This window comes from Paractinoplanes rishiriensis (assembly GCF_016862375.1).
Lineage (GTDB): Bacteria > Actinomycetota > Actinomycetes > Mycobacteriales > Micromonosporaceae > Actinoplanes > Actinoplanes rishiriensis.
The window spans coordinates 1-13,298 of record NZ_BOMV01000112.1; the positions used below are offsets into that span (position 1 = coordinate 1).

Annotated in this window: 14 protein-coding genes and 1 pseudogene; 7 read left to right on the forward strand and 8 right to left on the reverse strand. The window is 63.1% G+C overall.

Annotated features, from left to right (window positions below; translation table 11 throughout):
- Positions 1–193 precede the first annotated feature (193 nt).
- Positions 194–682, forward strand: a pseudogene (locus Ari01nite_RS51770) (LacI family transcriptional regulator); the annotation flags it as partial.
- Positions 683–1,031: 349 nt separating this feature from the next.
- On the opposite strand, the gene Ari01nite_RS50620 reads toward Ari01nite_RS51770, so the two are convergent.
- The 5 genes from Ari01nite_RS50620 to Ari01nite_RS46100 all read right to left on the reverse strand — a co-directional run bounded on the left by Ari01nite_RS50620 (position 1,032) and on the right by Ari01nite_RS46100 (position 7,067).
- Positions 1,032–1,193: a hypothetical protein gene (locus Ari01nite_RS50620; RefSeq protein ID WP_239163602.1), complete on the reverse strand. Its 162-nt coding sequence runs from the start codon at positions 1,191–1,193 to the stop codon at positions 1,032–1,034.
- 11 nt (positions 1,194–1,204) lie between these two features.
- Positions 1,205–1,441, reverse strand: coding sequence for an NUDIX hydrolase (locus Ari01nite_RS51340; RefSeq protein WP_307837830.1), 237 nt, complete (start codon positions 1,439–1,441; stop codon positions 1,205–1,207).
- A 240-nt stretch (positions 1,442–1,681) separates the two neighbouring features.
- Positions 1,682–3,562 (reverse strand): UvrD-helicase domain-containing protein, encoded by a 1,881-nt coding sequence (locus Ari01nite_RS46090; protein ID WP_239163609.1) that lies wholly within the window; start codon positions 3,560–3,562, stop codon positions 1,682–1,684.
- A gap of 2 nt (positions 3,563–3,564) precedes the next feature.
- Entirely contained in the window at positions 3,565–5,544 is a 1,980-nt protein-coding gene (locus Ari01nite_RS46095) for an ATP-dependent nuclease (RefSeq protein WP_203790677.1), read from the reverse strand.
- A gap of 833 nt (positions 5,545–6,377) precedes the next feature.
- Entirely contained in the window at positions 6,378–7,067 is a 690-nt protein-coding gene (locus Ari01nite_RS46100) for an XRE family transcriptional regulator (protein ID WP_203790679.1), read from the reverse strand.
- A gap of 175 nt (positions 7,068–7,242) precedes the next feature.
- On the opposite strand from Ari01nite_RS46100, the gene Ari01nite_RS46105 reads away from it, so the two are divergent.
- Together Ari01nite_RS46105 and Ari01nite_RS46110 are read left to right on the forward strand one after the other, a co-directional pair.
- Positions 7,243–7,491 (forward strand): hypothetical protein, encoded by a 249-nt coding sequence (locus tag Ari01nite_RS46105; protein WP_203790681.1) that lies wholly within the window; start codon positions 7,243–7,245, stop codon positions 7,489–7,491.
- A 41-nt stretch (positions 7,492–7,532) separates the two neighbouring features.
- Complete coding sequence (locus tag Ari01nite_RS46110) at positions 7,533–8,081, forward strand: HD domain-containing protein (protein WP_203790683.1); 549 nt, start codon at positions 7,533–7,535, stop codon at positions 8,079–8,081.
- Between the two features lie 3 nt (positions 8,082–8,084).
- Here the strand turns inward: Ari01nite_RS46110 and Ari01nite_RS46115 are convergent, their stop codons facing one another.
- Genes Ari01nite_RS46115 through Ari01nite_RS46125 form a run of 3 tightly spaced genes read right to left on the reverse strand, consistent with a single transcriptional unit; the run spans position 8,085 to position 9,745 of the window.
- Positions 8,085–8,537, reverse strand: a complete 453-nt coding sequence (locus tag Ari01nite_RS46115) for a hypothetical protein (RefSeq protein WP_203790685.1) — start codon at positions 8,535–8,537, stop codon at positions 8,085–8,087.
- Positions 8,530–9,006: an NUDIX hydrolase gene (locus tag Ari01nite_RS46120; RefSeq protein WP_203790687.1), complete on the reverse strand. Its 477-nt coding sequence runs from the start codon at positions 9,004–9,006 to the stop codon at positions 8,530–8,532. Before Ari01nite_RS46120 ends, Ari01nite_RS46115 begins: the two co-directional genes overlap by 8 nt.
- Positions 9,007–9,013: 7 nt before the next feature.
- Positions 9,014–9,745 (reverse strand): helix-turn-helix domain-containing protein, encoded by a 732-nt coding sequence (locus Ari01nite_RS46125; protein WP_203790689.1) that lies wholly within the window; start codon positions 9,743–9,745, stop codon positions 9,014–9,016.
- A gap of 359 nt (positions 9,746–10,104) precedes the next feature.
- On the opposite strand from Ari01nite_RS46125, the gene Ari01nite_RS46130 reads away from it, so the two are divergent.
- The 4 genes from Ari01nite_RS46130 (at position 10,105) to Ari01nite_RS46145 (ending at position 13,010) form a co-directional block, all read left to right on the forward strand.
- A complete protein-coding gene (locus Ari01nite_RS46130; RefSeq protein ID WP_203790691.1) occupies positions 10,105–10,299 on the forward strand; it encodes a hypothetical protein in 195 nt (64 codons plus the stop codon).
- A gap of 46 nt (positions 10,300–10,345) precedes the next feature.
- On the forward strand, positions 10,346–10,954 hold the full coding sequence (locus Ari01nite_RS46135; protein WP_203790693.1) for a DUF2637 domain-containing protein: 609 nt from the start codon (positions 10,346–10,348) through the stop codon (positions 10,952–10,954).
- Positions 10,951–11,271, forward strand: coding sequence for a hypothetical protein (locus tag Ari01nite_RS46140; protein WP_203790695.1), 321 nt, complete (start codon positions 10,951–10,953; stop codon positions 11,269–11,271). The genes Ari01nite_RS46135 and Ari01nite_RS46140 overlap by 4 nt, the downstream gene beginning before the upstream one ends.
- Before the next feature lie 209 nt (positions 11,272–11,480).
- Positions 11,481–13,010 (forward strand): FtsK/SpoIIIE domain-containing protein, encoded by a 1,530-nt coding sequence (locus Ari01nite_RS46145; protein WP_239163603.1) that lies wholly within the window; start codon positions 11,481–11,483, stop codon positions 13,008–13,010.
- Positions 13,011–13,298: the final 288 nt, after the last annotated feature.

Genomic DNA, 13,298 nt, shown 5'->3' on the forward strand with positions numbered 1-13,298 from the left:
GCTATATGGAGGTGGTTCGTTCAGCCACTGAGAGTTAGGATGACCTGACGCACGGCGATTAACCGCGCCAGGCGGCACCGCCCTCGTCGAAAGCCATTGATCAGCTTGGAACCTCTTACGCGGCGATCTCGCTACCGGCCGCCGCCGGCCGACGCTTGCGAAAGTACAACGATTCCGCTGCGACTGCCCCAACTTGGCCGCGACGCAACTCGGCTACGTGCGGGGCGGGCTGAAGCCTGGAGCGCTCGCCCCGCACTGGCGACGTTCCGGCTTCGCGACGTGGCTGTTCCATCCGGCAACGAGCGGTTGGTATCCCCGGGCCGCTCCCCAACCGGCACGGCCCGTTCCGATTCTGGGAGACGTGTTCCCCGGCGTCCCGGCCCGGGGCAGAGGGGCAGTGAGCCGCGCCAACGCCTGTTGGATACCGATTGCCGGCGGGCTGACACCGCACGGCCTGCGGCACTCACACAAGACGATGATGGAGGAGATCGGCGTACCCAAGAAGCTGCAAGACGACCGGATGGGCCACGCGGACGGTTCCGTTCAGGCTCGCTACTCGCACATCACCGCGGCCATGCGGCAACGGCTGATGGACGACCTGACCGCTCAGTGGGAGACGGCTCTCCGGGCACGGAAGGCCATGTCGGCGGGTTCTCCGGTCTGGGCGCTCGACCGGCTGTTGGCAACCGTCAAAGCAGCCCTCCGGCAAGATCTTCTCCCAAATTTTCTCCCAAACGGCCGGGAGAAGCAGTCAGGGCCGGTCTCCCTCGGCGGAAGACCGGCCCTGAACAGCCGTTTCTCTGGTCGGGGTGGCCGGATTTGAACCGACGGCCTCTTCTGGTCGCTCAGCGCTCCTCCTGGTTTGTCATTGATCGTCAGGAGTGCCCGTTACCTGCTCGAATGGGAACGGAGCTCGCTCGTTGTTCGTCACCGTTGGTGAGCCGTTGGCAGGGGTTTTCGAGGGGTAAACGAGGGGCCTGGACGATCGGGTCGCTCGCAAGCCCGGCGCCTCATGCGCGACGCATGCCTGGTTAACGAAGCTTGTCATCGAGGTAGTCCTGCACGGGCCGGTGTAGCGGATACGGCACGTAGGCGGCGAGTGTCGTGCGGTCGCACCACGCCACCTCCGATATCTCGTCGATCGCGGCTACGGAAGCCACGCCGTCGACCACCTCGCAGGCGACGTAGAGCATCGCTCGGGCGGTTACAGGATGCAGCCGTTCACCAAGCCGGTAGACCGCTCGTACGACAACGCCCGTTTCTTCAAAGGTTCTCGGACCGCGGCAGCATCAGGGGACTCGCCCGGTTCCACCTTCCCGGCAGGAAACTGCCACGAGAGCCGGCCCTCGTACACCCGTCGACGGACTAGCAAAACCCGACCGTCATCAACAATCACCGCTGCCGCAATGGGCAAGTGCTCGTCGTCCACAGACTTGTTCACCCGGCATCCTCCAGCTCTGACCCAACGCAGCGCAACTTGCAGTCAGCCGCTTCTCTCTGGCCGTCTTACATCCCCGGCCGGCTGTCGTTGAATAAGGGCAAGGACGCCATGCGGCAGCCGATCAGCCGCCTGCCCGCTCCGCCTGGCGGCGGAGTTGAGGTGCGGTCCACCTAATTGAAACAGGCAGCAGCTAGAACACGATTCGACTGATGTTCGTCGAATGCGGGCAATTGCTGGGGCTCACCGACGATCGCGCCACGGCACACCGGCAGATTCCAGCAATTCATACAGCTCCGCCACTTTGGAACGTTTTCCACGTTCCCTGCAATACAGGAAAACTACTCTCTGCTTAGCTCTTGAGACAGCAACAAAGAACGTAGACAATTCCTCCACGTTTCCTCTCGAGTATTGCCACCACCCTTGGTCGTCCAGCCCGATAAGCACAATGGTATCGAACTCCAGGCCCTTACTCTTATGTATTGTCATTAGTGGAACGCTTCCCGCGCCCAGGAAGTTTTCGATAACGGCGTCCCAGCTAGTGGCTCCCTCCGCAGAATCGGCCAGATGGAAGAGAAGCGCATCTTTAACAAGAACCAAGAACTCTGAATCCCGATAGTCAGGGAAAGCCAAGGCGGTCTGTTCGAGGTCAAAGAATTCGATGATCTTTTCAGCTAGTAGCCTGGCGTTTTCCCTGCCAACGCTGAGCCGGCAAGCATCCCGCCTAAGCCCTGAAATGAAGACATTCAGTTCTCGCAACGCTCTCTGAAGCGTCGGGTCATCCTCGTAGTCACTTCCCCGCAGATCTTGAACGATTTTGCATGCCGAGATCCACGATTCAGGATCTCGTTCCCGCGCCGCCAGCTTGAGGAATGGAACAACAGCCCTCGTGAGGGATTGCGCCATGAGGTCTTGGAGCGCAATCCCGCCAACATCGCGAGACTCATTTCGAACGGTCAGTCCTTCATGTGCCATCGCCGCCTCAACCTGCCGTTCGTACGAGTCGGGCCTATTCCTTGTAAGGATCGCATAGTCACGAGGAACCAAACGCCGAAGGTTCATGTCCTTAGCGATTGCTGACGACAGCGCACGAAGTTCGCTCTCGGCACTCACTGAATACCACATCTGCGCAGCACTGGACGGCAACAGCCCATCGGTACGAGACTCGACCTCCGGTACATCTTCGTCGATTTGGCGAGCTAGTACGTGCTGCAACTTTACGAGTGAGGGCGACGACCGATAGTTGCACCTCAGGACAAAACGTCGGGCGCCGAAATCTGCCTGGAATACCGCAAAGAAGTCTGGACGAGCTCCCCCGAACGACATAATTCTTTGTTTGTCATCACCGACGCTAGTGACTATAGTTCCAGAATTATTGAAGAGCGACTCAAGAAAATCATATTGAGCGAACGTTGTATCTTGACATTCATCCACGAAGACGTACTTGTACGTTGCCGCCAGAGCGCGTGCTACTTGCGGGTTAACACGCTGAATAAGCTCGGCAAGACGGTTTAGAAGTATGAAATTTGGTGTCGAGATCGGGTCCGCCGCTAGAAGCGAAAGCCACCACCTCGCCAAAGCAAAGTGCGTACCGGAGTTGACTTGATCGGACTCAGGCGGCAATCTCCATGATCCGCCCTCGTAAATCTCGAACGTCTTATAAAGGATTCCACCTACCTCCGCCTTCCAGTCGCCTGGGGCATCAAGGCGAGAATTCCGCAATGATTCGCGGATCGTTCCCTGATCCGGGAATACGACTCGGAAATTAGGTGTAAGTTGCCAAGCCGCCGGAAGAGCCTTTCGAAATCGCCTGGCTAGACCAACGGTGAATGCATCAAAAGTCACGGAGGCAAAGCGCCGGCTCTGCTCCGGAGAACACGTCCTGACAATGCGATCCTGCAGATTCTGGGCTGCTTCCCGCTTGTAGGAAATGGCTAGAATTCTATATGGAGGCGGGCAGATATGCGTCTGCAGCAGATAAGCTGCGCGTTGCGCTAGAAACTCGCTCTTCCCTGATCCCGGGCCCGCGACAACGCATGAGTTTCCATCATACTTCAGCGCTTCCCAGGCAGCTGGCTCCAGATCCTCTAGTCCGACTGGTCGCCATTCTGCCGGCGAAACCATCTTCACTTCGCAACGCCAGACGTATTGACGGTCAGAATAGATTTCTGAACCGACCCGATGAGAGACCTTAGAACCTCTGGCGCTTGCTTGGACAGGTCTTCGTTGTCGATACCTGACAAAACTCTCACGTGGGTGGTCGGCTTACCTCTTCCCAGAAAGAGGTAGCGATACCACAAGAAGCGGTCAAGCCAGCTTTCTCCATAGAACGAGGCATCACCCCGCTGTCCCAAGACTGCCTTTGAGGCACTGTCACCGTCCGTGTCGCTTGGGCCAGTTCTTCCCGGCTCTAGAACTTTGTATGCCTCGCTGAACGACTCGAACATCGTCATGTCGAGGTCTAGCGGCTCACAGAAATACACATCAAAAACGCGAAGCCTAGAAAGCCAGCGGTTGAGATCTTCCTCTCGAGCTTCTCTTTGGCATTCTTGAATTGAGTCGATCAAAGATTCCGGACTTACTTCGTACCCGGCGATTTCCGATGCGCTGATGTTGCTGGCGATCAATTGTTCGCAGGTGGTCTTCACCCGCCCCCATCCACCCCCATCTCTTCCTCGATCCAAGTCGAGCAGTGTGGCGTGGGGAATTTGCAAGTCGCTCAGAAGTCGCCAGAGATGATTAACGTGTCGGCCGCCCAAGGGAACAACGGCCACGAAGGAGCGGTCAATAGGAACCTGCATAGCCTCGGCGATACGTGGAATAACAACCTCCTCGGAGCTGCCTTCGCCAAGCACGACATAGCTTGCGAAGTAAAGCTCAGGGAAGGTTCGTACTGCCTCACGTACATACTTTGCTGCCGCCTCGGACTCCGCTGGCAACGTTATTTCACGCACCTGCGTAGCTCGGCTTGCCGTTTCCAAGCGAAAGTGCCTCACTTGCTCCGGCTGGACTCTGGCCAATATGCTCGCCGAATGGCTGGAGAGGACGGCTTGCGCCTTGCCCTCAGCGGTCAGACCTTCTATCTGCCTAACTATCCGAGAGAGATAGAACGGAGATAGGTTGTTTTCAGGTTCCTCGACAGCGATGAGCGTGAGTGCGGGCAAGGCCATCTTGTCAGCATCAAAGACGAGTTGTTCGGATCCTCTAAGTGATGACTCGACATCGAGCGTCGCCGCCGTCATCGATAAGTGAAACAGGGACCGTTGCCCATCGCTCAGTTGTGCTAGATCCTGCGCCCTCCCTGATTCATCTGGCGAGAATTCCACGCCAACGTTCCGAACAAACTCGTCGAATCGAGTGTCAATTGGCGCGATGGTCGGCGTTGAGAAGGTTCCACCGCTGTAGAGGTCGCGCCATCGGCGCGCTGCCGCCTTAGCGACTCGCTCAACACCAGGCTCCGCCAAAAAGGCAGTTCGCAGGTCCGATCCTGCCTTTTGCAATGCCTCTCTGGCTTTGTCTGACCAGTTCATTGCCCGCCAGAGGCGGCCCCGGAGGAATGCGGTCATCTGGGTACTGCCGTCACGAACTGCGGGCACATAGACCATCTGAATGCGTTTCCGGTCGATCTGCCTGATTATATGCTGGTCCTCTGCATTGAAATCCTCATCCAGCGAGGTGACAGCCATAAAAAGGTCGTCTATAACACCGTCAACTGAGCCATCGTCGGTCCAAGTCGCCTCAAGGCGAAGTCGGCATACCATAGCTCCCTGGTCGGTTGCGGACATATGCTGGAAGAACTCAGCAACTGACGATCCAGATTCGGCGTCCTCCTTCAACTCGGGAAATGAAAGATAGGTTTCAATGTAAAGTTGACGCTCTCGCGGCGGTTCCGCCGGATTCTCGCTCGGGGGGACATGAAAGTCCTTAAGCAAGATCTTTTGCCGCTCGGGAATGATACTAAACATCCTCTGGAGTGCCATCATTACCGCCGTCTTGCCAGCTCCGTTATCGCCGACGAAGGCCGTCAGTGCTGGATCGAACCGGATCTCGCAAGGCCCCGGACCGAAGCAGCGGAAGTTGCTCAGCCGTATACGCTCGATGATCATGATTCCTCGCACCGACTTCCGGGAGGCATCGTATGTGGGCATCAGAGGTGCGCTGCATGGTGTCGCTGACGAAATCGCGTCAATGTCAAGAGTGACAGATTCATACGATGAACTACAAGCTACCGGCCTTCCAATTGAGGCGTTCCGCGCCAGCCAGCAGCGATCCCGCAACAAGAATGTCGAACATTAGTTCGATTGGGTTTGATCAATTTACACCAACTCGCCGGTAAGTCTCGGCGAGTTGTCTGCCTAGTCGTTGCGGCACGTGGGCGTCTCCTTGTAAGGGAAAGCGCAATGACGAAGATTAGACGGTCCTGGCCGGGCCGAACGGACATCTCCGGGACGCGGAGACGTGACGAGACGTCTCCGCAGATGCGGTCCTGTCTTCGATCTCACGCGGACACCCTTTGGAAAGCCGGTATCTAGGTCGCGGAAGCACTGGGACACCGGCTGTACGAGGCCCCGGCCGTGTGCTTCCCCAGTTCAGCGCGCGGTCGGGCTGCCATTGCGCGGACACCATCGGAGGTGCTCGGCTTAGTGAGCGTCACGGCTGTCCAGGGTCCTGTCTGGACCTCGCTTCCACGGCTTCCAGGTGCTAGAGCAGCTCGGAGGCAAGCAACGGGTCGTGGCGTCTGACGGTGTGTGATAGTGCGGCTTGGCGTGGGTCGGCAACGCACCAGCTCACGTAGCGCCATGATTGGTCTGATTCTTCGCCTAGGCTTGGATCGATGCGCGCTGGCGCGAGTCCGCCATCCCGGCTCTCGCCGCAGGAAGCCTGACGCCTGAGTCTTTCGGGACCACGTATAAGGCCCTAGCTGGCCAGCAGGGTTGGTCTACGCGACGTAGCCGCTGCTCCTCGCCCAGATGTTCTCGAAGGATTGGAGGTAGGTGCGAGCTATGCCCTCGCTGCCACGTCGTCGCAAGTGAATGACCGGCGCGTGCGAGGCGGGATGCCCGTAGACGTGGGCGTTGACCAGCAGCTCGTCGTCGGCACGGTAGATCGAGTTGTACAGCGCCGTGTCATGGAGCCGGAGTTCTGCTCCTGCCTCCGCCACGGGGCTGAACTGGATCAGTGCTGCTCGGATACGAGCGCTATGCGCGTCGCCTATTCGCTCCTCGGCGCCTCGACTAACGATGTGGGCGCCGTCCGGATCTCCGAGCACAATGCGGACCCGCACGCCGGCCCTCGCCTTGTCGCACATGACGGTCGTGCTGACGATGTCTTCGGCCAGGAAGAGCGCGCTGTGAGCAAGGACGTCGATCTCGCGCTCAGCGCGGGCAAAGAAGCGTGGCCACGTGTCGGCCGGGACCGCTGAGCGGTGTGGGTAGACGATCCGGACCTCGTCCGCCCGCGTGATCGGCTCGACGGCGCGAGGCAACTCAGGCCACAGGGAGCGCTGCGGCCAGCCGGTCAGCTCCACCAGGGCGTTGCGATGCCGCGGGTACGGCTGGCGACCGGCAAGCCACCGGTCGACGGTCTTCGGGTCGACGCCGAGTCTCGCCGCAACGTCGATTGCGTTCATTCCGACGCCTCGAAGGGCTCTGGCAAGTGGGTGGTTCACGCGACGACTCCGATCGTGGCGAGAGCCCATCCTATCCAAGAAGTCCCTAGACGTCCCACGCCGTGGTTCAACGTCCGTTACTGAGCGCGAAGACTCGGGTGACGAGTCACGACGAGATCGAGCGGACGGGAATCCCATGGTTAAGAGCGAGCACGCTGGGGAAACGTCGGCGCGCGAGGCAACGGACCGCCTAGCGCTCGCGCTCGAAGATGCCGGCTTCGACGTGGGGCTGGACTTTCCGGCGCTGAACGACGCGATTGATCGCGACGGCTCGCCGGTCGTGCGCATCGGAGTTGTCCGGCCGGCTATCGCAGACCGGCTCGCCGCACTCGTCCGTGGCGCGGCCACGACCGTCAGCCAGACCGAGGAGGACAACGACAGGTAGCGCGCTTGATCGTGCCTGAGGGACGTTCGTAGTCTGCCTTTGTGGATCAGACTGAACGGGCCCAGGACCTCGCGCGCCTTCTGCTGTCCGAGTCGATTCCACGCCGGTGGGCCCACAGTCAGGGTGTCGGCCGCAAGGCGGAGGCGGTCGCGCACCTAGTGGGTGATGACAGGCTGACGCTTATCTCCGCGGCTTGGCTACATGACGTCGGCTACGCGCCGGACCTCGTCGTGACCGGCATGCACCAGCTCGACGGCGCGCGCTACCTGCGCGATGTCGCGCGGGCGGACGACCTCGTGTGCCGGCTCGTCGCGCACCACTCCTGCGCGTTCATCGAGGCACGGAACCGTGGGCTGGCCGACCAACTCGCCGATGAGTTCGAGCCCGTTGAAGGACTCCTGTCGGACGCGATCACTTATGCGGACATGACGACCACGCCAGTCGGTGAGCCGGTCGACGTCGAGTTGCGCCTCGCCGAGATCCTGTCCCGATACGGCGACGGGGACCTGGTCGCCGAGTCCATCCGCGAGGCAAGTCCCCTGATCATCGGCTCGGTGCGAGCCGTAGAGGCAGCGCTCGCCGGAGCCTGAGGTTCAGTCTGCGCGGGACAATGTCCCCTGCTCATCGCGGCTCCAACGACGGCCGGCGCTGTCGAGAAACTCGATCTGAATCGGTTCCGGCTCGACGTACGACCGCAGCCATGCAACCGGGGCCGGCCGCCGGATCGTCTGGCCCGGTGGCACGAGGCCGACGAACTCCGTCGCGTGTTCCTCGTCACCGCGGGCAGGCAAAGGCAGCTCCACCTCGTAGATCGGCATGCCGCTGGCGTTGTGGATGTGAAACGCCAGCTCGCGACCGCCCTCAGGCTTGAGGGTGAGTTCGATCCAGGCGCTGATTCGCGCAGCTTGCGCGCGGCGTTCGTCCTCGGCGCGGTCGGCTTCACGGCGGTGCTCGCGGCGCAGGAGCAGGAATCCGACGAGGAAGGCGCCGACGGTGCCGACCGCGGAGAAGACATCCGCGAAGGCGCCGAGCCAGTCACTATCCAAGGTGAAGGGCCTCGGGTGCGTTGAGGTACTGCTCAACCCTCATGCGCATCGACCGGTCCATCGGGAGCGAGCCGATCTCGGCCGGAGGCACCCAGCGGACCTCGGTCGATTCCTCGCTCGGCGTCGGCGCTCCGCCGATCGGGCGCGCGGTGAAGACGACCGAGAACTCCTGCCGGACCTCGTTGTTGCTCGTGTAGAGGATGACGTGGCGTGGGTCGGTATAGATGCCGACCAACCCGGTGATCTCGACGTCGATCCCGGTCTCCTCCGCGGTCTCCCGTACGCCCGTGGCGGGCAGCGACTCGCCGAGGTCCATGCCACCACCGGGCAGTGCCCAGTTGTCGTTGTCCGACCGGCGGATCAGCAGGATGGCGCCGTCGTCGTTGACCACCACGACGTTCGCCGACGGAACGACGCTGTTTGCTTTCGGCGCCGCGGGATCGTTGTAGAAGTCAATGCGTCGTCCCACATCTGCCTCATTCCAGTGGTCGGGCTTCGTCCCACACGCGCTCGAAGCTGTCCACGTAGGTCGACACCATGCCGCCGCCGGCCACACGGCGTAGATGGAACACCGGCGCCTGGGACGCGGGGGTGCCGTAGATGTGCGTGTTGACGAGCAACTGATCGTCGGCGCGATAGATCGAGTTGTAGAGCACCGTACGGTGCAGCCTGAACTCGATGCCATCGAGGCCGAACAACGGCCGGTACATGACAAGCGCGTTCTTGATCTTCGAGGCGAGACTTTCGATGCCCTCGTCGGCGTTGCGTTGCTCGACCACGTCGGCGGTGGGGTCGCCGAGCAGGATGCGGACCCGGGCTCCCGCGTCCGCCTTCTCGCGGAAGATCCGATGTACGCCGGCATCCTCCGATAGGAAGAGTCCGCTGTACACCAGGATGCCGATCTCGTGTTCAGCGTTGTCGAAGAAGTTGCGCCACAGTTCGGACGGCACTGCCCAGCGGTGCGGGTAGATGTTGATGATCTCGCTCTCGCTTGCACTGGCGACCTGATCGGCACCCAGTGCATCGGGCCAGAGATACACCTCGTCGACCTGGAGCTGAGCGGCCACTGCATATCGGTGGCGCCGGTACGGCGTGCGGCCACTGATCCAGCGCTCGACGCTCTTCGCGTCCACCTTGATCGCTTCTGCCAAGGCGGCTGGGGTTATGCCGCGCTCCAACATCGCGGTGCGTAGTCGCTCGTTCGGCATCGTCTTCCCGTCAAGGACGTCCCGGCAGCCCGATCACCCTATTGGAGACGTCTCGAACACGTCCAGCCATGACCTGATCACGTCCCGTCCTCAGATCGCACTCTCAGTGGCGTCGATGCGACATCCGCATCGCCGACCGAGAGGAGATCAGCAATGGACACTCAGCACTTCACGAACGAGGTTCCGATCTGCCCGTGCGGCGCGCAGCTCGGGACAGGCCACCCGACCCTGTGCCGCAAGTGCGTGGCCCGGGTGCGGTGGAACCGTCGGCACCAGGCACGTGGTGGTCACGGCGGCGCGGACCGCGCGGTCCGTACACGTAGCACGCGGCGCAACGGCCGCAGGGACGGTGGCTGCGCATGACGATCGCGGTCTCTGCCGTCATCCTGCTCGGCGTCTTCGTCTTCCTCTTGTGGCGGTACGCCCGGTTGCCGCTCTGGCAGGCCGCCATCTGCACCGCGTTCGGCTACTTCCTGGCCTCGTCGTCCGTCGGCCCGAATATCGGAGACGGCCTACGCGCCTTGGCCAGGTTCATCGCCGGACTGGAACTCTGACGTGGTCCGCGAACCCGGAAGCCGTGACTGGTGGGTCATGGCCGGCATGACCACGGCGGCAATCTCCGCCGCATTGGCCAGCTTCGCCGGCCTCCGCGGCCTGGCTGTAGTTGCCGGCTGGCCGGATCGGCTCGCCTGGCTGCTGCCCATCACCATTGACGCGTACGCGATGACGTCGGCTCGGGTCTGGCTCGCCGGAACCGTCGGCGGGATCAGAGCGCGGAATTTCGCCCGTGCCAACGCGATCGGCGCCATCGCCACGAGCATCGTCGGCAACGCCGGCTTCCACCTGATCGCCGCCGGCCTGATCACCATCTCCTGGCCGGCGGTCGTCCTCGTCGGCGCCGTCCCGGCCGCTGTCCTCGGTCTGACCGCACACCTGCACGCACTCCAGACGATCACGGCCGCGGAGGACCGTTCTGCAACCCGGACCCCAGTCCGGACCCGTCCTCTGAAGCGCCGTCGCTCCGACGACGCGCTGTTGACGGCCGCTCGCGAAGCCGATGCACGACACCGCGCTGCAAACAACGGCCGTCCGATCAGCCGTGACGGGCTGCGTTCAGCGCTGCGCATCGCCGGCCCCAAAGCGACCGAACTCCGGCGACGTCTCGCCGCCGAGCCCACCGACCGAAAGGAGGCATCGAACCACTCATGACCAACCAACCGCGCATCCCGCGCCTAACCATCGACACGGAGGCCGTTCTCATCCACCTGCATGCCGCCCGGCAACGACCCACGCCGACTGCCGTCTGGACTGCCCTCGCCGACATCCTCGTCCTACTCGCCGAAATCGACCGCCTCGCCCGGCTGCTGAGCCGCACGCGATGGGACTTCGCCGACCTACTCGCCGCTGCCCGCGCCACCCTCGCAGCCGACCACGACGGCGAGTCGGACCCGTTGACATACCTCCGTGACGCAGTGGCCGAGTACCGCGACTGGATACCGCCCACAGATGGCGAACTCCCCGAATGAGGGCCTACGGACGCCGGCATCGCCGGTGGAGCCGCCGCAACCCGCAACCGCTCCTGCTCGTACCGGATGAACCGCTTCTCATCGTCGGCCTTGCCGCAATCGGACGTGCGCTCTTCCGGTACCGGTCGGGACTCGCCCCGTTCAGTTCCGGACTGGCACTCGCCGTCACGGGACGCCTGCTCCACCACACTCACACCGACGCCTGGCCGGTGGTCGCGGTCGTCACGGCGCTCGCGGCATTGGCGGCCGGACTGCGCGGGATGCCTTGGGGACTCGCCCGCGCCGAAGAGCGCGTGTACGCCGCGACAGCGTCCGCCGTCGCCGGTGGCTGGCTCGCCGCCGCAACAGCGCTCGGACCCGGACGGCCGCCTTTGCCTACGGTCCTGCTCGTGTCCGTGGTCGCGCTGGGCATCCCTTGGTGGACGCACCGGCGCCGCCGAGCCCGCGTCCGAGTCGACCGCGTGATCCACGCGTGGCCCAACATCGCGGACACCATCGGCCTCGACGGGGCACGAGTCATGTCGGCCGTCGTGGACACCTGGGGCTGGCGCGCCCGCATGAAGCTGCGCCCAGGGCAGAGCGTCGAGGACGTCGTCTCACGGGTGCCCGCCATCGAATCGGCCCTCGGCACACGACCCGGCGCCGTCCGCGTCGAGCAAGATCCGTCGCACGCCGGCCGCTGCACCATGCGGGTTCTCGCCGTCGACCCCCACGCCGGCGCAATCCCTTGGCCCGGACCGACGGCCCGATCGCTGGCCGACCCCATCGAACTCGGCGTCTTCGAGGACGCGACGCCCGTCCGGGTGCCGCTCCTGCGAAGACATGCCTTGATCGGTGGCACGACCGACTCAGGCAAGAGCGGCGTTCTGAACGTCGTCCTCGGCAACCTCGCCGCCTGCTCCGGCGTCGTCCTGTGGGGCATCGACCTCAAGGGCGGCATGGAACTCCGCCCTTGGGCACCATGCCTCGCTCGGCTCGCAACCACGCCGGACGAAGCAACCCGATTGCTCGCCGATGCCGTCGCCGTGCTCGACGCACGCGCGCACGCCGCCGGCCACGAGAACACCCGCGTCTGGGAACCCACGCCCGCCGCACCGGCTCTGGTCATCGTGATCGACGAGTACGCCGAACTCGCGGACACCGCACCGGCCGCCGTCCCGTACGCCGAATCGGTCGCCCGCCGCGGGCGGGCGCTCGCCGTCGACCTGCTCGTCGCAACGCAGCGACCGACGCAGAAGGCGATGGGCGGTGGGGCGCTGCGGTCGCAAATGAGCGTCCGGGTCTGCCTGCGCGTCCGGGAACGCCGAGACGTCGACCTTGTCCTGGACAAGGGCATGCTCGCCGCCGGCTGGCACGCTCACACCCTCGATGCGCCTGGCAAGTTCTACGTCCTCGCCGATGGGCACAGCCAACCGCGCCGAGCCCGCGCCTTTCTCGTCACCGACGATCTGGTGCGAGCGACGGCCGCCCGCTACGCCGACCAACGGCCCGACCTGGACCCGCTGTCCCAGGCCGCAATCGAGAACGAACCGCGCGCCATCGACCCACCGCCGAAGACAGCCGACGATCCCGAGCAGGTCCTCTTGACCTTGCTGGCCGAAGCGCCGAACGACGGTCTCACCATCCCGGAACTCATCGACGCGACCGGCATGCGACGCACCTGGATCTACGACCGCCTTCAGGCACTCGCCGCCGCCGGTAGCGCCCGGCAGGTCACCCGCGGACGCTGGCGCGCCTGACTCGATCGTCCGCGCGGACGTCCGTCCGCTCGCGCGCGTCTGCGCATATCAGTGCGCGGACGGACGACGGACGGACGACCGCTCGGACAACACCCACCAAGCAGAAGGGAGGTCCGACGATCACCATGCTTGACCCGACCACAGAGGGGAGAAATCGCAGCATACGCACGTCCTGGACGTTGGATTTGGGAGAACGGCCTGCTCAAGTCGTCCCTAGACGTCCCGCGGCTAACCGCGGCCATCATGCGGCTCTGGCCAATCATCAACCGCGCTCAGAAGAATCGTTGG